This window comes from Streptomyces sp. NPDC058751 (genome assembly GCF_042746485.1).
Lineage (GTDB): Bacteria > Actinomycetota > Actinomycetes > Streptomycetales > Streptomycetaceae > Streptomyces.
In genome coordinates, this window is sequence record NZ_JBHYPZ010000014.1 from 47,311 (window position 1) to 65,203 (window position 17,893).

Here is a 17,893-nt window from a genome sequence, read left to right on the forward strand (position 1 = left end):
CCGGCGCAGGAGTCCGGTCAGTCGGACAGCGCCGCAAGCTCCGCGTCGGCGCGCTCGGTGACCAGGGCGAGGACGCGGCCGGCGGTGGCCAGGTCCTCGGCGGGTATCCCGCCCCAGATGCGGGCGGAGACGGGGGCGACCTCCGCGCCGACGGCGGCGAGCAGTTCGCGCCCCGCGTCCGTGGGGCGAAGCCGCGCGCCGTCCGCGACGAGCAACCGCTTGGCCAGCAACTCGTCGAGAGCGGCGTGGACATCGGCCGGATCGGCCTTGAGGGAGCCCCGGACCTGGGTGACGACATCGTCCGGCGTCCGCGGAGCGTCGGCGGTGACGGCGGCGCGCAGGGCGATCTGCTGCTGGAACGTGATGCCGTGCCGGGCCAGGACGTGTTCCAGGACGCCGCGGGCGGCATGGTGGGCCAGGCCGAGGAGGCGGGCGTCGGCGGCGGGTGCCGTGGTGGTCATGGTGTTTCCCCCTGAGTGCTGTCGTCGTTCGGTACGGATGGAACGAGAGGTGCGTCGAGCAGGGTCATCAGTTCGTCGGTGAACGCGCGCGTCTGCGGGGCGTCGAGGCCGCCGAACGGCTCCAGCAACCTCTGAAGCAGTTCCTGGACCACCGTGATGGCCTGCCGCGTGACGACCTGGCCCTGCTCGGTGAGGGCGAGCTGTACGGCGCGCGGGTCGCGGGGATCGCGGGTGCGCTCGATCAGACCGGCCGACTCCAGGGCGCGCGCCAGCTTCGAGACGTACAGCGCCTCCAGGCCGGTGTGGTCGGCGAGCCGGCGCTGGCTGGGCCGTTCGCCGGCGCGTTGCATGCCGTGCAGCGACGCGACCAGTGAGTACTGCGCGTGGGTGAGGCCCAGTGGAGCCACCGCGCGATCGACCGCGACGCGCCACTTGTTGGCGAGCCGCCATACCAGGAAACCGGGCGTGGGGCCTGGTGGATCCTTGCTCATGGCGAATAGATTACATGGCTACTATGTCCATGGCTACTATTTTCGGTGGCCCTTGAGGGCGAGGTGCGGGCGGAGCCGCCGTGCAGGGTTGCGGGACGCATCCGCACGAGGGCGGGCACGGCCGGGCGGGTGACGCTCCGACAGGCCCGGCCGGGGGCGTCCCAAGGCGTCCACCTGGGGGCACATCGGTTGAAATGTGAGTGACGGATGGCGCGGTGGTCCTGCATCATGGGCGGTCACTGCGCATGGACGCGCTCGTACGTTCGATAAGGATTCCTGGTGCAGGCAGTTGTTCCGGTTGCTCCCGCGGCGTCGCCCGAGGCACTGCCGCACGTCGGTGCCATGCCCGAAGGGCTGCTCCGCGACCCCCGTCCGTCCGGCCTGTCGGCGGAATCCGTGTACGACGCGCTCGTCACCGATCTGCGCCGCAGCCGGAAACCGCAGACCCTCGGACCGTGGCCTCCCTCCTGCCGGGCGGCCGGTGGAACAGGCGCCCGGCTTCCCCGCCGACGGCCCGGTCCCGATCGTCACCGACGGAGGCCGTGACGTACCGGACGTCCGCCACGAGCACGCCTTCCTCATCCCTGCCGACGCCCGACCACCCTTCACCCCGCGCGACCCGGTCCTCCACGTCCGATGAGCGCCACCAGGCGGGAAGATCCGCGAACGACATGACACACGTGGGACATCTCATGGACAGCGAACTCATACAGACCTGCCTGGACCTGCTACGCCAGGCACGGCAACTACCGCTCGACGACGCCCGGCGCCGCCTGCTGGAACATGCTGCCGGCGACCTCGTCCGCGACGGACGCCATCGACGCCGTGCCCAGGAACGCGCGGATCGTGCCGCGGCCGACGCGAAACTGCTGGCCGCCACCGCGACCGGCGCCCTCGACCGCGTCATGGACGCCGCGCTGCCCACCGACACCCCGCCCGGACGAGGTCCGGCCGTCCGGGACTCCGTCCAGCTTCAGCCCGGCCCCGGCGCGAAGGACCGGCCGTCGAACAGCACCCCGGACAACGGCGAGTCGCGCAGGCTGCTGAATCGCCCGCAACGCTGCTACGTGTGCAAGGACCACTACCAGCAAGTCCACCACTTCTACCACCAGTTGTGTCCACAGTGCGCCGACGACAATCTCGCCCGCCGCACGGCCGGCACCGACCTGACCGGCCGGCGCGCACTGCTGACCGGCGGACGTGTCAAGATCGGCTACCAGGCCGCTCTGATGCTGCTGCGCGACGGGGCCGAACTCACCGTGACCACCCGTTTCCCCCGTGACGCGGTACGCCGCTTCGCCGCGGCGCCCGGAGCCGCCGACTGGTGGCACCGGCTGCACATCGCCGCCCTGGACCTGCGCGATCCCCGGCAGGTCATCGCCTTCACCGACCGTCTGCTCTCCCAGGGCCTGCCCCTGGACATTCTGATCAACAACGCGGCCCAGACCCTGCGCCGTTCCCCTCACGCCTACACCGCGCTGGCCGCCGCCGAGACCACCCGGACCCCGCTTCCCGCGGCTCAGATCTGGACCGCTCCGAGCTTCACCGTGCCCGGCCCCCGCACCGCACCCCTGCCGTGGACGGCAGAACTCACCCCACGTTCCCAGGCGCCACATGCCCTGGCCGACGCCGTACACACGGCGGTCGAACCGGCGGCCGCCCCGCTGCCGCAGGAGACGGTCGACGAGGCGGGCCTGCTCACCGAGACGGCGGCCACCAACTCCTGGACACTACGGCTGGGACAGGTGGACCCCGCGGAACTGCTGGAAGTCCAGCTGGTCAACGCCATCGCACCGTTCCTGCTCGCCGACCGCCTGCTCCCCCTGCTGGAAGCCTCCCCCCACCCGCACCGCTACCTGATCAACGTCTCCGCCGTCGAAGGCCAGTTCACCGTCCGCGACAAGACCAGCAACCACCCGCACACCAACATGGCCAAAGCCGCGCTGAACATGCTCACCCGCACCAGTGCCGCCGACCTGGCCACCCGCGGCATCCACACCTGCAGCGTCGACACCGGCTGGGTCACCGACGAAAAACCCCTCCCCGTCCGGGAACGGCGCGCCGCCACCGGATGGCGCCCGCCGCTGGACATCGTCGACGGCGCCGCCCGCGTCTACCACCCCATCGTGCAAGGACAGGCCGGCACACCTGTCCACGGCGTCCTCCTCAAGGACTACCGGTGCGTCCCATGGTGACCTTCTCCGACAGCCGTAGCGGCGGCCCCGAGCGAGGCCACCGGCATCCCGGGCGGTCGCGTGTTCCTGACCGAACAGCATTCGCCGGCGTCCTGTTCGTGCTGCGGACCGGTGTCGCCCGGCGGGACGTCCCGGCGGAGACCGTGGGCTGTTCCGGCGTAACGGCCTGGCGCCGGCTGCCGGACCGGACCGAGGCCGGCATCCGGCCACGCCTGCACGCCGCCCTGCCGACCGAGCTTCGCCGCGCCGCCCTGCTGGACCCGGACGACTGCTCCGTGGACGGATCGCACGTCCGGGCCCTCAAAACGGGACCACGTCGGCCCTCACCCGTCGACCGCGCACGCCCCGGCTCCATGCACCACCTGATCGTCGACCGCCACGGAACCCCGCTCGCCGTCACCCTCACCGGCGGCAACCGACACCGACCGGGGCTACGACTTCGACAAGCACCGCCGCTTGCTCTGGCAATGCGGAGAGCGGCTGCCAGGGCGAGAAAGACCGGCTAGAGCCTGTCCGGCGCATCTTGACTGAGGGTTGCCAGCAGGTGTGTGGCCAGGGGACTCTGGCCGTTCTTGCGCCAGGCGACGGCGACTCTCGTGCGGGCGGTGCGGGGCTCGATCCTGCGAAAGGCGACGCCTTTGAGCCGGATGCGCCGGATGCTCGCCGGGGCCAGGGAGACTCCCAGACCGGTTTCCACGAGCGCGCACACGGTCTGCCACTCCACCGCGTGCTGGGCTATCTGTGGTGTGAAGCCTGCTGCGGTGCACAGCCCGGTGATCTGGTCGTGCAAACCCGGGCCGACCGCACGGGGCAGCAGCACGAAGGGCGAGTCCGCCAACTGTGCAAGCTGCACGGTCCGTTGGGCGGCGAGAGGGTGGGCGGACGGCAGCACGGCCACGAAGGGCTCGCTGAGTACCGTCCTGAAACCGAGCTCCGCCTCGTCGGCGGGGGGTTCGCGCAGGAGACCGATGTCGATGGTCTTGTCGTGCAGGGCGGCGATCTGCGGCGCGGTGGTCATCTCGCGGATGTCCAGGTGCACGCCGGGAAACCGGTGACGGAAGGTGCGCAGCAGGCCGGGCAGGATCGTCAGGGCGAGGGAGGCGGCGAAGCCGATCCGCAGGCGGCCGGCCTGGCCGCTGCCGACGGCCCGGGCTGCGGCCAGGCCGTCCGCGAGGTCGGTGAGTGCCCGCCGGGCGGCGGGCAGCAGTTCGATGCCGGCCGGGGTGAGGGTGACACTCCCCGGAGCGCGGGTGAACAGCGCGTGGCCGACCTTGTCCTCCAGACGGCGGATCTGCTGGCTCAGCGGCGGCTGGGCGATGCCCAGGCGGGCGGCCGCGTGACCGAAGTGGAGTTCCTCCGCGAGCACGACGAAGGCGTGCAGCTGCGGCAGGGGGAGTTCGGGGCGCTCCATACGCCTAGAGATATCAGATCATGCATGTGGTCGTATTAGACGTATCAGTGCTGGTCATTTAGCGTTCGGCGCATGACAGAGCGACGCGCGATCCTCAGCGGCTCGATCTTTGAGGAGCAGATCGGCTACGCCCGTGCCGTGGTCGACGGCGACTGGGTGCATGTGTCCGGGACGACCGGCTTCGACTACACCACCATGACGATCTCCGACGACGTGGTGGAGCAGGCCGAGCAGTGCCTGCGCAACATCGAGGCCGCGCTGGCCGAGGCGAAGTGCACCTTCGCCGACGTGGTGCGCGTGCGCTACCTGCTGCCCGACCGCGAAGACTTCGAACCCTGCTGGCCGGTCCTGCGCCGCTGCTTCGGCGACGTCCGGCCGGCTGCCACGATGCTCGTGTGCGGCCTCGCGGACCCCCGCATGAAGATCGAAATAGAGGTGTACGCGCGGCGGGCCGCCGCCTAGCAGTTGGATCCGCGGGGGAGAGACGGGGGTATCGTGCCCGTCGGCGGGCGGGGAGATCTGACACATCATGAGTGGACCCGGCTCGAGTCGCTGCTGCCCGGCAGCGGTCGGCCGGGCGGCCGGTGGAGCGACCACCGCACGGTGATCGACGGCATTCCCTGTCGTCCGCGGACCGGCGTCCCCTGGCGTGACCTGCCCTCGCGGTACGGGCCGTGGAAGACCGTCCACGAACGGCTCCGACGCTGGTCGGCGGACGGTACCCGGGACAAGATCCCCCGCTCCCTTCCGGCCCGTGCCGACGCCGAAGGCAGCATCGACCGGAGCGTGGTCAGCAGCGACTCCACTTCCCGGTCCTCCGGCGTTACTGATCACTCCGGGGCAGTGGGGCGATGCCCCGCAGCTCATCCCCGTCCTGGAACGCCTCAGTGTTCCCCGACTCGAAGCCGGTCGGCCCCGCACGCGTCCTGGAGGACCGGGTGTTGCTGGTCACGGCCTATTGGCGTACCAATCTGACGTCGAGGCAGCTCGCTCCGCTGTTTGGCGTCTCGAAGTCCACGGCCGGCCGGGTCGTCATCGACGCCGACACCCGCCCGGTCGTCGTGGTCAGCCGGCCGCTCGCCGGGAACCGCAACGGCTGCAAGGCACGGGAGGAGTTCGGTGCCAAGGCTGCCGTCGGCAAGACCCTCGCCCTCGCCGGACAGGTCGCAGGCGGCACGACGGGGCCCGCCATGCCCGAGGCGGCTCCAAGATCTTTACGGGACACCCCTCAGGGCACGGTGAAGAGGACCTTGTCCTCGTCCGCGGCGGGGTCCGCCTGCTTGAGCCTGGCCCTGATGCTGGATCCGAGCTGGAGTTCCAGGCCGTTGGTCGAGACGACCTTGGCCAGCACGGCGGGGTCGGCCAGGAACACTTTGCCCTCGCGCGGCCTGCCCCGCTCCGCGTCGGTGTCGATGACCGCAGCGTCGAACACCTCGCCCACGCGGTCCTTGAGCACCGCGGCCTCGGCCAGGTCCACGGTCTGCCGGTCCGCCAGGCCGCCCTTCCCCCGTGCCGTGTCGCACGGGATGCAGGACAGGGCGTCGAGCACCCAGTTCGGCGGGGCCTTGTCGGCGCACGCCATCACGCACAGCTCACCGGTGTACCGGTCGACCAGGCGCCGCAGCGGAGCCGTGCAATGGGTGTACGGGGCCGCGATCGCTGCGTGCATCGTGTACGCCGGCTTCTGGTCGTCGCGGAAGACGGTGTACTCCGCCTTGAGCATCGTGCTCGTGGCCTCGGTGAGGAAGGCCATGTGCTGCTGGTTCCGGGGATCGAGCTTGCGGACCAGCGTGGCGTACGAGATGCCGGGCCGCCAGACGATGCCCAGGGCCTTCGCGATGTCGTGCAGGCGCTTGATCATGTTCTGATCGGCCTGCTCCTTCTGGGTCCGCAGGATGCCGGTACCGGTGTCGAGCATGATCTGGGCCGCGGACATCCCGGTCATGAGGGAGATCTGCTCGTTCCAGCCCTCGACCGGCAGCGTCGCCATGTAGCGCAGCCGGAACGATCCGTCCTCGAGGGTGACCTCCTGGTCCGGCAGATTCACCGAGATGCCGCCGCGCGCGATTTCGACGGCCTCCCGCAGCTCGCCGATCTCGCGCAGCAGGGCGAGGGACTCCTCCGCCGTGCCGTTCTCGATGGCCTGCTGGGCGCCGGCGTAGTCCAGCTGGGCCCGACTTCGGATCATGGCCCGGCTCACGGACGAGTCGGTCAGATTGCCGTGGGCGTCGAGGTCGTGCTGCCACAACAGGGCGGGGCGGTCCTCGTCCGGCAGCAGGCTGGCCGCGCCCTCGGAGAGGACGGGCGGGTGCAGGGGCACCTTGAGGTCGGGGAAGTACAGCGTTTCGATCCTGTCGTGCGCCTCGATGTCCAGAGGGCTGCCCGCCCTGACGAAGGCCGCCACGTCCGCGATGGCGTAGTACACGCGGTAGCCGCCACCGGGCCGCCGTTCCAGGTGCAGGGCCTGGTCGAGGTCCTTCGAGGCCGGCGGATCGATCGTGAAGAACGGCAGGTGGGTGGCGTCCTTGTCGGGCAAGCGCGCCTCACCCGCGGCCTTGTCGGCTGCTTTGAGTACGCGCTTGGGGAAGCTCAGGGGGACCTTCAGCTCCGCGCGGAGTTCCTTCAGCGCGGTGCGCAGAGCGTCCTTGGCCTCGGCAGACATGTGCATCGGGCGGCGTCGCATGCCCCGAGCGTAGGGTGGCGGCCACGAACCGGCGCGACGAGCGGGGCCGGGCGGCGGAGGGGACCGGGGTGACCGCGGTCGCGCGGGGAGGGGACATCGCCGGAGGACGCGCGACGACAGTCTGAAAGGCGTGGGAGGCACCCCCGGCATCTGACGTCGCGCGCTGATCCACCGGAGATTACGGGACAGCCCTTAGCGTCGTAGGGTCTGGTGTTCCTTGATCGACTCGGCGCGTTTGGCTGCCTTGCCGGAGCAATTGTCGAGACCTGTGGATCGGCGGTTGCCGCGGAGGGCTCCGGACCGCGGACGAAAACAAGGTGCGCGCGGCCTCTGCAGTTGGCAGGCTGCGCCGGTGAACCGTGAACAGCTCTCCAGGATCGCCCATGCCGATCACCCGATAAAGTCTCCGCTCGACGACGACTCGGTGCGCCGGCTTCTGGAACGGGGCGCCCCGCGTGGCAACGAGCGTGTGCTCGACCTTGGTTGCGGCGGCGGGGAATGGCTCCTGCGCGCCCTGGCCACGCGCCCGCACCTGCAAGCCGAGGGCGTGGACATCTCCGAGGACGCCCTGGCGCAGGCCCGCCAGGCAGCGAGCGACCTCGGCGTCCAAGAGCGCCTCGTCCTCCACCACCAGAAGGCCGAAGACTTCACCTCCTCGCAGTCGTTCGACCTGGTGCTCAGCGTCGGGGCCACGCATGCCTTTGGTGGTCTGCTCCCCACACTCGCGGCGGCACGCAAGCATCTGGCTCCCGGCGGCCGCGTCCTTATAGGTGAGGGGTTCTGGGACCGCGCCCCTTCCCAGGAGGCCATCGAGATGCTCGGGGACCTCACCGACCTGGCGACCACCGTGGACCGCGTCGTCGCCGACGGGTGGACTCCTGTCGATGGGCACGTCAGCACGCGCCGTGAGCTGGACGACTACGAATGGGCCTGCTGGGGGTCACTGGCCTCATGGGCCCTGGACCACACTGCCGATCCGGACAGCGCGCAAGTGCTCACGACAGCCACCACCCGCCGCTCCGAATGGCTGCGCGTCTACCGTGACACCTGGGGCTTCGTCTCCCTGATCCTGCGCCGGACGCCCGACCGCTCCTGAACCAGCCCTGATGCAGACCCGTTCCCGACAGGTCACAGCGCTACGCGGACCGGGGCACGTCAGGCTGGTGGTGCCACTGCGGTCCTCAGGTCGCGTGCACCTCGGGGCGCTCGACGAGGTGGCCGCGTTCGAAGCGGGCTCCGGCACGGACGAGGGTGACGAGGTGAGGTGCGTTCACGGCCCACGGCGGCGACCAGGGCCAGTCCGACGGTGACCGAGCATCGGTCGGTGCCATGCCGGACGAGCCAGCGGCCCGTCCGGCGAACGCGTTCTCCGTCAGCCCGCTCGGCCGCGGCGGCGATGTGCTCGTTGGGGTGAATCGGGATGTGGACGTCGTGGAAGGCGTCGGCCAGTTCGCCGGGACGGGCGGAGGCACGCGCGAAGTGCACGTCCAGGACGAGCGCCGCGTCCTTGCCGGCCGAACGCCGGTCCCCGGGTGCTTGCGGGCCTTCCCGATGACGGTGCGACCCGTCGTCGGGGTACGGCTCCCCGTCGCGGTGAAGCGGCTCTTCGGGAGTCGACCGATGCAGCCGGAGCGCGTGGTCGAACAGTGTCGTCGGTGACCCGGGCAGTCCTGTCCCGGTCGTCTCGCTCATCGGCGGACGGAGGACTCGATTCTCTCGATCATGGCCCGGAGCATGCCACGGCAGGGCCACTCCCACAAGCCGCCGTCAGCGGAGATCACGCTTCGGGTTCGACCTCGTCGGATGCCGAATCCGGTGCAATTCCGCTCAGTCGTGGTTGCGGGACCCGCGCGGGTGGTCCTCCGCGGCCTCGGGCGGGCCCGTACGGCGTCGAGAGGCCACGGCAGGGCTCTCCGGTCCCGCTCCGGCGTGCCGGTCCGCAGGCCACGGCCACGGTGGAGCGGGGGGAGCAGGACGCGAACGTATGCGTTCGGGGCGGTCAGCGTCGCGAGGTCTGCCGGTGCACGGCGGTGAACAGCTCCTCGACCGCGCGTTGCGAGGCGAGGCGGCCGCCCTCGTCCAGAGCGGCCAGGGCACCCGCCGCGGCCTCGCGGACCCGACGGGGCACGGCGTTCCTGGCCGCGAACTGATAGGCGGCCAGACGGCGTGCGGCGCGCTCCTCGTCGGTGACTCCGCCGGGGCTCGCGGGGAACACCGCGGCCTGGTAGTTGCACACGGCGGCGAGCACGCCATGGGAGAGGCCGGTGGCGTAGCCGAGCGCAGCGGCACACTCCACGGCCGCGGTCATCTCCGCGGCGACGCGGCGGCGGACCGAGTACCCGCCGATCACGCATCCGCCCCCGGCCGCCGCGGCGATGAGCGACCCGTAGAGCCATCCGTCCACGGCAGCGCCCACAAGGAAGCCCAGAGCCCCGGCCGCGAGAGACCGAAGTGCGGTCTTCCTCCAATGGGCGCGGAGCGTGTCGTGCGGTGTCATGCGGGCAGTGTGCCATCCTGCCCGGGGCCCGCCGGCCGGTGGTGGGTTCCAGCTGCGCCGAGGACCGATTCGACCTCACGGAAGTCGTGCCGGAGCCATGCGGGCTCCGGCACGGATCTCGTGCTCGGTCACGGTGTGCGTCGGCCACTGGTGCCCGGCAGTGGTGCGCTGACGGCCAGGTCTTCGTCGAGTCTTGCCGTCAGGTCCTCGGCGAGAGCCGGAACACGGTGAGCGGCCCACCGCTCGGTGAGGGAGAGAAAGCCTCGCAGTCCTTCCTGCACGGTATGCAGGATCCCCGGTAGGTCGCCCACCACGATCTCGACGGGCGGCCCGGAATCCTCTTGATCGTTCCACAGCCGCACGACGCCGTCGGCGTGCTCGAGCCTTGGTGAAGGGTCATGGCCGAGCCACGGGGTCTCTCCGTCCGTGACGGCGAGCCACTCGCGCCAGTCCTCCAGGCCGCAACAACATCCCGGCCGGACGGTGACGTCGGTTCGGGTGTCGTGGATGTGCAGACCTCCTGGCGCGATGACCTTGTCACTCTCCAGCAGGCGGCGAACCGCCTCGTCGGCGTCCGTCGAGGGGCGGTCGTCGTCACCTGCCCGCGAGTTGTACTGAGCCAGCATGGCCAGCGCGCTTCCGACTTCGAGCAGGGACATACCGCCCGACAGGGGCATGAACCGGTACGGGGGCAGGTCGGCCACCGGCCAGAAAGAGAAGTCGGCGGTGTCCGGGGTCTCCAGGACGGCATTCACGATCAACACCGCGTCATTCTCACCTGGACCGGTTGTGCCTCGGACCGCACGCGGACACCGCCGACCGGCCGACGCCGTAAGGGCAGCGGCTCTCCCGGCAGCCCCGCCCTCGGCGACGTCGTACGGGATCGGCCGGCGGAGCCACCCCTCCCGGAACCCCTGTTGGAACTCCTGGCGGAGTGAGGCCGGGACGATCCGGCTGTGGACGAATCCCTGGTTCAGCACGATGACCCCTTGCGGGGAGAAGGCGGGCAGAGCAGAGGGCGCACGACGGGACGGGTCAGGTTCACGGATGGTGACACGGGCAGCGGACGCTGCTCGGGCGGGTGCTGAAGGAGCGGCCGGGCGAGGTCCTGCGGTCCTCGCCGGGTGTCCGTGAGCGGCGGCGCTGAACCGATGCCGGGCGGCGCCGGGTGAGCGGCCCCGGGGGAGCCACCGTGCGGCGGACGTTCGTCGCGCCCCCGCGATGCCGTACGGGGCGGTGTCACGCGATACTCACCTCGTGAAGTGGTTCGAGCAGGCACGGGCAGCGGAACGGCGTGGGGACTGGGACGCCGCCATCGCGTTGGTGAGCGCCCACGCCGAGTGCTACTCCACCGATCACTCCAGGCACGACAGCCATCTGCGGCACATGGATCTGCTCGCCCGTGCGGAACGGCTCCCGGAACTCACGGAGCGAGCTCTCACGGACGTCCACGCACGCCGGAGACTCAACAGGGCGCTTCGCGACAGGGGGATGGAGGCGGCCCTGCGCGACCGCGCCAAGGACGGTGATCGAGGTGCCCTGTACGTCTTCGTCCAGCTGCTGTGCGAGACGGGCCGGACCCGGGAGGCACGTCGGGCGGTTCAGGACCTCGGCCCGGACGACGAGTACGCGCACCGGATCGTGGACTCGCTCTCGACCGCCGCCGAGTGACGCACGGCGACGCCCGATGCCTTGTCAGTGCGGCAAGGACGCATGTATAACGTTGTAAAAATCACGTACGAGGGAGTCGGAGCACGCCGCGCGCCGGTGACGCCGACGACTCCGTACCCGCTCCGACCGGTCCGGCCGGGACGCTGAAAAGGGGAATGCCGTGCGGGTCAGCCTCAAGGACGTTGCCGCGCACGCGGGTGTCTCCATCAAGACCGTCTCCAACGTGGTGAACAACTTCCAGCATGTCACGCCCGCCATGCGCGAGCGGGTCCAGCGGTCCATCGACGCGCTCGGCTACCGGCCCAACCTGGCCGCCCGGCATCTGCGCAAGGGCCGTACGGGCATCATCGCGCTCGCACTGCCCGAACTCGGCAACCCCTACTTCGCCGAGCTCGCGGCCGCGGTCATCGACGCCGCCGCCGCGCACGAGTACATCGTGCTGCTGGACCACACCGGCGGGAGTCGCGAGCAGGAGGTCCTGGTCAGCCAGGGCTTCAGGGCCAGGGTCATCGACGGTCTCATCCTCAGTCCCATCGAGCTGGAGGACGAAGACCTGCGCGACCGCGCGGAGAACGTTCCGCTGGTGCTGCTCGGAGAGCGCGACTACGACGCGCCGTACGACCACATCGGCATCGACAACGTCGCAGCCGCCCGTGCGGCCGTCCGGTATCTGATCGGGCTCGGACGCCGGGAGGTGGCCTTCATCGGCGCGCGGCGCGGCCGCAGCGAGCCCGCCCAACTGCGCGTCCGCGGCTGGCGCGAGGAGCTGACGGCCGCCGGTCTGTCGGCCGACGAGGGACTCGTCGCGGCCACCGACGGATGGGGCCACGCGGACGGCGCGGCCGCCATGCGCCGCATCCTGGAGTCCGGACGGCGCCCCGACGCCGTCTTCGCCTACAACGACCTCATGGCCATCGGCGCCATGCGCGTGATCTTCGACTGGGGGCTGCGCATTCCCGAGGACATCGCGGTCGTCGGCTTCGACGACGTGGTCGAGGGGCGTTTCGGCGCGGTGACGCTCACCTCCGTCTCGCCGGACAAGGAAGCCATCGGCCGGCTGGCGGTCGAGTCCGTGCTGGCGCGGCTCGGCGGCAACGAGGTGACCGAACCGCACCGCGTCTGGGCGGAGTACCGCCTGGTGGAACGCGAGAGCACCCTGGGGCGGGTGGCGGGCGGACGCGGCCCCGTGTGATCCCGCGGGCTCTGCGAGTGCAAATCCGAAGGCCGTCGAGCCCTTCCCCGGGTGGCCCGGCACGCCGGGGTGTTCCGGCCTTCCTGTCCACGCGCCTCCCGGCGCGGGTGTGCCCGCGTGCGATGCGCGCGCGGTCCGGCGCGGTCTGACGCGTCGTCGAAAGGCAGCTGTGCGGCGCGTGTCGCGGTTCGGTGCGCCCGCGTACCCGGCCCCCTGGGCCCGGTTCGACGGGCCCGGACGGCTGCCCGGCTCCTGACCGCGTTTGCGAGTGCGCCTCGCTCCGTCCGGGCCGCGCCCGTCACCGTCGCATCGGTTGCGGTGGGGAAACAGGTTGTTCACGGCATGCCGTGCACGCGGTGTGCACAGGGGGTTTACAGCGTCCTTCCAACGATGTAAAAACTCTGTGCGGCGGGTTGGACGTTCTTTCCCGCCGGGGGAGAAGCACCACTCGGCCGGACCGTGCCCAACCTCTGCCCGCACCGTCTCCCCAGTGCCCTTTCAGCGTCACCCGGATCGGGGTCACCATGCAGCGCACTACACACCGTCGTCTCCTCGCCCGTCCCGTGGTCGTCTCCCTGGCCGCGCTCGTGGCGTTGACCGCCACCTCCTGCGCCAAGTCGGAGGACGACGGGGCGAGCGACACCACGTCATCGGCCGCCGCCGGCTCCGAGCAGAAGGTCGCCGAGCCCAAGCCGGGCAGCAAGACCTGCACCATCGACGCGTTCGGCGGAAAGAAGCTGGACCTCGAGAACGCCACCGTCGGCTTCTCCCAGTCGGAGAAGGAGGCCAACCCCTTCCGCATCGCCGAGACGCAGTCCATCAAGGACGAGGCGAAGAAGCGGGGCGTCAAGCTGCTGACGGCCAACGCCCAGTCGCAGTTCTCCAAGCAGATCAGCGACGTCCAGGACCTCCTGGCCAAGGGCGCCGACCTGCTGGTCATAGCCCCGCTCAACTCCGACGGCTGGGAGCCGGTGTTCAAGGCCGCCGCCGCCAAGAAGGTTCCCATCGTCACGATCGACCGCAAGATCAACGCCGCGGCCTGCAAGGACTACGTGTCCTTCATCGCCTCCGACTTCGTCGAGCAGGGCAAGCGCGCCGCGGACCAGATGATCGAGGCGACCGGCGGCAAGGGCGAGGTCGCGATCCTGCTCGGCTCGGCCGGCAACAACGTCACCACCGAGCGCACCAAGGGGTTCAAGGACCAGATCGCCGCGAAGGCGCCCGGTCTGAAGGTGGTCTTCGAACAGACCGGCGACTTCGCCCGCGAGAAGGGCCAGCAGGTCACCGAGCAGCTCATCCAGTCGAAGCCCGGCATCAAGGGGATCTACGCCGAGAACGACGAGATGGGCCTGGGCGCGGTCGCCGCCCTGAAGGGCGCGGGCAAGAAGGCCGGTGCCGTCAAGATCGTCACGGTCGACGGCACCCGCAACGCCGTCCAGGGCATCGTGGACGGCTGGATCAGCGGCGTCGTCGAGTCCAACCCACGCTTCGGACCGCTGGCCTTCCAGACGCTGGACGGCTTCACCAAGGGCGACGAGGTGGCGCAGGACGTCATCATCCAGGACGGCGCCTACACCCCGGACAACGCGAAGTCCGACATCGGCAAGGCCTACTGACCCTCCCTCAGGGGGCCCGCCCGCGGGCCCCCTCCGTCCTTCCCACCCCTCGCACCGCACCCTGGAGGAACAGGTGGCACCCCCCGCCGAAGTGCTCGCCGTCCGCGGGCTGAGCAAGACCTTCCCCGGCGTCCGGGCCCTGGACGACGTGGACCTGACCCTGCACGCAGGTGAGGTCCACGCCCTGATCGGCGAGAACGGCGCCGGAAAGTCGACCCTCATCAAACTCCTCACCGGCGTGTACCGGCCCGATGCAGGTGAGGTCGTGTTCCAGGGCCGTACGGTCTCCTTCGGAACCCCGCTGGAGGCCCAGAAGGCCGGCATCTCGACCATCTACCAAGAGGTCAACCTCATCCCGCTGCTCAGCGTGGCCCGCAACCTCTTCCTGGGCCGCGAGCCGCGCAACCGGTTCGGCCTGCTGGACATGGCCCGGATGAACCGGGAGGCCGAGGAGGTCCTGAGCACCTACGGCGTACGCGTGGACGTCCGCCGGCCGCTGCGCACCCTCGGCGTCGGCGCCCAGCAGATGGTCGCCCTGGCCCGTGCCGTCGCCACGGACGCGCGGATCGTCATCATGGACGAGCCGACCTCCTCCCTCGAACCCCGCGAGGTCGAGACCCTGTTCTCGGTCATCCGGCGGCTGCGCGACGCGGGAATCGCCGTCGTCTACGTGAGCCACCGCCTCGACGAGCTGTACGCCGTGTGCAGCACGGTCACCGTGCTGCGCGACGGCCGCCGCGTCCACCACGGCCGGCTGGCCGACCTCGACCGGCTCTCCCTGGTGTCGACCATGCTCGGCCGGGACCTGGGGGAGGTCCGCGAGGAGGGCCTGACCAAGTTCACCGGCGACCACGCGGCGGCCGGGGCCGAACCCGTCCTCGCCGCAACCGGCCTGACCGTTCCCCACAAGCTGCACGGCGTCTCCCTGGACGTACGTCCCGGAGAGGTCGTCGGTCTGGGAGGACTGCTCGGCTCCGGACGCACCGAGACCGCCAAGGCCGTCGCCGGAGCCCTGGCCCTGCGCTCCGGCAGCGTCACGGTCGCCGGGGTACCGCTGCGGACGGGATCGACACCGGCCGCCCTGCGCGCGGGCATCAGCCTGCTGCCCGAGGACCGCAAGAGCGAGGGAATCGTGCCCGGCCTGTCCGTGCGCGAGAACATCGCGCTGGCCGTGCTGCCCCGCCTCTCCCGCTTCGGCCTGGTCTCCGAGTCCCGAGTCGACAGCGTCGTGGACACCTTCGTCGAACGGCTGCGCATCAAGGCGTCCTCGCCCCACCAGAAGGTCGGTGAACTCTCCGGCGGCAACCAGCAGAAGGTGCTGCTCGCCCGGTGGCTCGCGATGAACCCGAAGGTGCTGCTGCTCGACGAGCCCACCCGCGGCATCGACGTCGGAGCCAAGGCCGAGGTGCAGAAACTCGTCGACGAGCTGGCCGCCGACGGCCTGGGCGTCCTGCTCATCTCCTCCGACCTGGAGGAACTCATCGAAGGGTCCGACCGCGTGGTCGTACTGAAGGACGGCTCCGTCGTCGGCGAGCTGGCCGGCGACGACGTCACGGAAGAGAAGCTGATGCGCGCCATCGCCGGCAACGGCCCCGCGCGGGACACGGCGAAGGAGGCGAAAGTCGATGGCTGAAGCCACCCTCCGCACCCTCCCGCTGGACAGGACCCGCATCCTCAACTGGCTCCAGCGGTACGGCGTCTACGCCGGCGTCGCCGCGCTGCTCGTCGTCAACACCGTCATCACCCCCTACTTCCTGACCGTCGAGAACTTCCGCACCCAGGCCGTCCAGGTCGCCCCCGTCATCATCGTCGCCCTGGGCATGGCCCTGGTCATCGGCACCGAGGGCGTGGACCTGTCGGTCGGCGCGGTGATGGCGCTGGCCGCCTCGGTGACCGCCCTCTACCTCGGCTACGGACTGCTGCCCGCACTGCTGGTGATCGCCCTGTTCGCCGCCGCGGTCGGGCTGGCCAACGGAGCCCTGGTCGCCTTCGTCGGGGTGCAGCCGATCGTCGCCACCCTGGCCCTCATGGTCGGCGGCCGAGGACTCGCCCTGGTGCTGCTGCCCCAGCTCAAGGACCTGCGCAATCCCACGCTGGGCTCCCTGGGCTCCGGCGACCTCCTCGGCTTCCCCTACCTGATCATCGTCGCCGCCGCCCTGGCCGTGCTGCTGGCCTTCGTGATGCGCCGCACCACCTTCGGACGCCAGCTCCTGGCGATCGGCGACAGCCGCCCCGCCGCACAGCTCGCCGGTCTGCCCGTCCGCCGCGTGCTCATCATCGTCTACGTCATCAGCGCGCTCCTCGCCGCGGTCGCGGGCGTCCTCGCCACCGCCCGTCTCCAGGCCAGCGACCCCACCTCCCTGGGCAACCTGATGGAACTCTCCGCGATCACCGCGGTCGTGGTCGGCGGCACCCCCCTGACCGGCGGCCGCGTCAACATCGCCGGCACCGTCGCCGGAGCGGTCCTCATCCAGCTCCTCACCGCCACCCTCATCAAGCACGATCTGCCGCCCTCCTGGACCCAGATCGCCCAAGCCGTCGTGATCGTCGTCGCCGTCTACGCGGCACGGGGACGGGGGAAGAGTTGACCACCACGAAAACGGACGCGCCCGTGACCACCGTGAGCATCGAACCGTCCCAGGACGCCCACCCGGTGGGCTCCGCCCGCTCCGAGCGGCTGGGCGCACTCGTCCAGCAGCACGGCGCCCTGGCCGTCCTGCTCGTCGTCTCCCTGGTCGCGTCGCTGTCCTTCGACTCCTTCGCCACCGGCGACAACGTCAGCAACATGGCGACCAGTTCCGCCTTCCTGTCGATCGTCGCCCTCGGCATGACCTTCGTGATCATCACCGGCGGGATCGACCTGTCCGTCGGCTCCCAGTTCGCCCTCGGCGGAGTCCTGGCCGCCTGGGGATCCCGGCACGGCACCCTGGTGGCCCTGCTGCTGCCGCTCGCCGTGTGCGGACTGATCGGCGTCGTCAACGGCCTGCTGATCGCCCGATCCCGCCTCGCGCCCTTCATCGTCACGCTCGCCGCCATGCTCGGCGCCCGCGGACTGATGCTGGCGCTCACCGACGAGGGCGCCGAGACCTACCTGATCGGCAAGGGCTCCTTCCTCGCCGAACTCGGCCAGGGCAGCCTCCTCGGCCTCGGCAATCCGGTGTGGATCGCGCTCGCGCTGTTCGTCGCGGGAGCGGTCGTGCTGCGCCGGACCCGCTTCGGACAGCACGTCTACGCGGTCGGCGGCAACGAGGACGCCGCCGCGCTGATGGGCGCCCCCGTGGCCCGTACCAAGATCCTCGTCTACGCGCTGTCGGGTCTGCTCGCCGGCCTCGCCGGTGCCCTCAACGCCGCCTGGCTCGCCTCCGGCGTCACCATCCTCGGCAGCGGCATGGAGCTGGACGCCATCTCCGCCGTCGTCATCGGAGGCACCCTGCTGACCGGCGGACTCGGCTACGTCAGCGGCTCGCTCGTCGGCGTGCTGCTGCTGAAGGTGATCCAGAACGTCATCAACCAGATCGGTTCGCTCGACTCCTCCTACCAGCAGGTCGTCAGCGGCGCCTTCCTCGCCGTGGTCGTCATCGCGCAGACCTGGCTCGGACGCCGCCGGCAACTGATGTGACAAGCCCCGGTGCCGACGGCCGAGCCCCAAACCGGCCGTCGGTACCGGTTCCAGGCG

At 70.7% G+C, this 17,893-nt stretch carries 16 protein-coding genes and 3 pseudogenes; 13 read left to right on the plus strand and 6 right to left on the minus strand.

Going from position 1 to position 17,893, the window contains the following annotated elements; translation table 11 throughout:
• Positions 1-17: 17 nt before the first annotated feature.
• Complete coding sequence (locus ACFW6B_RS15535; protein WP_386596066.1) at positions 18-461, minus strand: MarR family transcriptional regulator; 444 nt, start codon at positions 459-461, stop codon at positions 18-20.
• Entirely contained in the window at positions 458-952 is a 495-nt protein-coding gene (locus ACFW6B_RS15540; protein ID WP_386596068.1) for a MarR family winged helix-turn-helix transcriptional regulator, read from the minus strand. The genes ACFW6B_RS15535 and ACFW6B_RS15540 overlap by 4 nt, the downstream gene beginning before the upstream one ends.
• A gap of 692 nt (positions 953-1,644) precedes the next feature.
• On the opposite strand from ACFW6B_RS15540, the gene ACFW6B_RS15545 reads away from it, so the two are divergent.
• Both ACFW6B_RS15545 and ACFW6B_RS15550 read left to right on the plus strand, forming a co-directional pair.
• Positions 1,645-3,147 carry an SDR family oxidoreductase gene (locus ACFW6B_RS15545; protein WP_386596070.1) on the plus strand — a complete coding sequence of 501 codons (1,503 nt, stop codon included), beginning with the start codon at positions 1,645-1,647 and terminating at the stop codon, positions 3,145-3,147.
• A 32-nt stretch (positions 3,148-3,179) separates the two neighbouring features.
• Positions 3,180-3,569: pseudogene (locus ACFW6B_RS15550) on the plus strand (transposase); the annotation flags it as partial.
• An 80-nt stretch (positions 3,570-3,649) separates the two neighbouring features.
• Here ACFW6B_RS15550 and ACFW6B_RS15555 read toward each other — a convergent pair.
• Positions 3,650-4,558, minus strand: a complete 909-nt coding sequence (locus tag ACFW6B_RS15555) for a LysR family transcriptional regulator (protein WP_386596072.1) — start codon at positions 4,556-4,558, stop codon at positions 3,650-3,652.
• A 72-nt stretch (positions 4,559-4,630) separates the two neighbouring features.
• Here ACFW6B_RS15555 and ACFW6B_RS15560 point away from each other — a divergent pair, with 72 nt between their 5' ends.
• The 3 genes and pseudogenes from ACFW6B_RS15560 to ACFW6B_RS15570 all read left to right on the plus strand — a co-directional run.
• Positions 4,631-5,020 carry a RidA family protein gene (locus tag ACFW6B_RS15560; RefSeq protein WP_386596074.1) on the plus strand — a complete coding sequence of 130 codons (390 nt, stop codon included), beginning with the start codon at positions 4,631-4,633 and terminating at the stop codon, positions 5,018-5,020.
• A gap of 33 nt (positions 5,021-5,053) precedes the next feature.
• Positions 5,054-5,233, plus strand: a pseudogene (locus ACFW6B_RS15565) (transposase); the annotation flags it as partial.
• A 184-nt stretch (positions 5,234-5,417) separates the two neighbouring features.
• Positions 5,418-5,787: pseudogene (locus tag ACFW6B_RS15570) on the plus strand (transposase family protein); the annotation flags it as partial.
• Here the strand turns inward: ACFW6B_RS15570 and ACFW6B_RS15575 are convergent.
• Positions 5,787-7,241: an RNB domain-containing ribonuclease gene (locus ACFW6B_RS15575; RefSeq protein WP_386596076.1), complete on the minus strand. Its 1,455-nt coding sequence runs from the start codon at positions 7,239-7,241 to the stop codon at positions 5,787-5,789. The pseudogene ACFW6B_RS15570 and the gene ACFW6B_RS15575 sit on opposite strands and share 1 nt — an antisense overlap.
• Before the next feature lie 352 nt (positions 7,242-7,593).
• Between ACFW6B_RS15575 and ACFW6B_RS15580 the strand changes: the two genes are divergently transcribed.
• On the plus strand, positions 7,594-8,337 hold the full coding sequence (locus tag ACFW6B_RS15580) for an SAM-dependent methyltransferase (protein WP_386596078.1): 744 nt from the start codon (positions 7,594-7,596) through the stop codon (positions 8,335-8,337).
• Between the two features lie 233 nt (positions 8,338-8,570).
• On the plus strand, positions 8,571-8,900 hold the full coding sequence (locus tag ACFW6B_RS15585; RefSeq protein ID WP_386596080.1) for a hypothetical protein: 330 nt from the start codon (positions 8,571-8,573) through the stop codon (positions 8,898-8,900).
• Positions 8,901-9,240: 340 nt separating this feature from the next.
• Here the strand turns inward: ACFW6B_RS15585 and ACFW6B_RS15590 are convergent, their stop codons facing one another.
• Together ACFW6B_RS15590 and ACFW6B_RS15595 are read right to left on the minus strand one after the other, a co-directional pair.
• On the minus strand, positions 9,241-9,738 hold the full coding sequence (locus ACFW6B_RS15590; RefSeq protein ID WP_386596082.1) for a hypothetical protein: 498 nt from the start codon (positions 9,736-9,738) through the stop codon (positions 9,241-9,243).
• A 128-nt stretch (positions 9,739-9,866) separates the two neighbouring features.
• Positions 9,867-10,502, minus strand: coding sequence for a hypothetical protein (locus ACFW6B_RS15595; RefSeq protein ID WP_386596084.1), 636 nt, complete (start codon positions 10,500-10,502; stop codon positions 9,867-9,869).
• Between the two features lie 493 nt (positions 10,503-10,995).
• On the opposite strand from ACFW6B_RS15595, the gene ACFW6B_RS15600 reads away from it, so the two are divergent.
• The 6 genes from ACFW6B_RS15600 to ACFW6B_RS15625 all read left to right on the plus strand — a co-directional run bounded on the left by ACFW6B_RS15600 (position 10,996) and on the right by ACFW6B_RS15625 (position 17,836).
• Positions 10,996-11,409, plus strand: coding sequence for a hypothetical protein (locus ACFW6B_RS15600; RefSeq protein WP_386596086.1), 414 nt, complete (start codon positions 10,996-10,998; stop codon positions 11,407-11,409).
• Positions 11,410-11,569: 160 nt separating this feature from the next.
• Complete coding sequence (locus tag ACFW6B_RS15605) at positions 11,570-12,601, plus strand: LacI family DNA-binding transcriptional regulator (protein WP_386596088.1); 1,032 nt, start codon at positions 11,570-11,572, stop codon at positions 12,599-12,601.
• Positions 12,602-13,125: 524 nt separating this feature from the next.
• Positions 13,126-14,217, plus strand: coding sequence for an ABC transporter substrate-binding protein (locus tag ACFW6B_RS15610; RefSeq protein WP_386596090.1), 1,092 nt, complete (start codon positions 13,126-13,128; stop codon positions 14,215-14,217).
• A gap of 73 nt (positions 14,218-14,290) precedes the next feature.
• Positions 14,291-15,850, plus strand: coding sequence for a sugar ABC transporter ATP-binding protein (locus ACFW6B_RS15615; protein ID WP_386596092.1), 1,560 nt, complete (start codon positions 14,291-14,293; stop codon positions 15,848-15,850).
• The gene (locus ACFW6B_RS15620; RefSeq protein WP_386596095.1) at positions 15,843-16,805 is read left to right on the plus strand and encodes an ABC transporter permease; all 963 of its coding nucleotides are present in this window, start codon (positions 15,843-15,845) and stop codon (positions 16,803-16,805) included. Before ACFW6B_RS15615 ends, ACFW6B_RS15620 begins: the two co-directional genes overlap by 8 nt.
• The gene (locus ACFW6B_RS15625; protein WP_386596097.1) at positions 16,802-17,836 is read left to right on the plus strand and encodes an ABC transporter permease; all 1,035 of its coding nucleotides are present in this window, start codon (positions 16,802-16,804) and stop codon (positions 17,834-17,836) included. The genes ACFW6B_RS15620 and ACFW6B_RS15625 overlap by 4 nt, the downstream gene beginning before the upstream one ends.
• Positions 17,837-17,893 lie beyond the last annotated feature (57 nt).

Coding starts and splice junctions, on each gene's coding strand:
- ACFW6B_RS15535 (WP_386596066.1), bottom strand. CDS start 461: ATGACCACCACGGCACCCGCCGCCGACGCCCGCCTCCTCGGCCTGGCC.
- ACFW6B_RS15540 (WP_386596068.1), bottom strand. CDS start 952: ATGAGCAAGGATCCACCAGGCCCCACGCCCGGTTTCCTGGTATGGCGG.
- ACFW6B_RS15545 (WP_386596070.1), top strand. CDS start 1,645: ATGGACAGCGAACTCATACAGACCTGCCTGGACCTGCTACGCCAGGCA.
- ACFW6B_RS15555 (WP_386596072.1), bottom strand. CDS start 4,558: ATGGAGCGCCCCGAACTCCCCCTGCCGCAGCTGCACGCCTTCGTCGTG.
- ACFW6B_RS15560 (WP_386596074.1), top strand. CDS start 4,631: ATGACAGAGCGACGCGCGATCCTCAGCGGCTCGATCTTTGAGGAGCAG.
- ACFW6B_RS15575 (WP_386596076.1), bottom strand. CDS start 7,241: ATGCGACGCCGCCCGATGCACATGTCTGCCGAGGCCAAGGACGCTCTG.
- ACFW6B_RS15585 (WP_386596080.1), top strand. CDS start 8,571: ATGCCGGACGAGCCAGCGGCCCGTCCGGCGAACGCGTTCTCCGTCAGC.
- ACFW6B_RS15590 (WP_386596082.1), bottom strand. CDS start 9,738: ATGACACCGCACGACACGCTCCGCGCCCATTGGAGGAAGACCGCACTT.
- ACFW6B_RS15610 (WP_386596090.1), top strand. CDS start 13,126: ATGCAGCGCACTACACACCGTCGTCTCCTCGCCCGTCCCGTGGTCGTC.
- ACFW6B_RS15620 (WP_386596095.1), top strand. CDS start 15,843: ATGGCTGAAGCCACCCTCCGCACCCTCCCGCTGGACAGGACCCGCATC.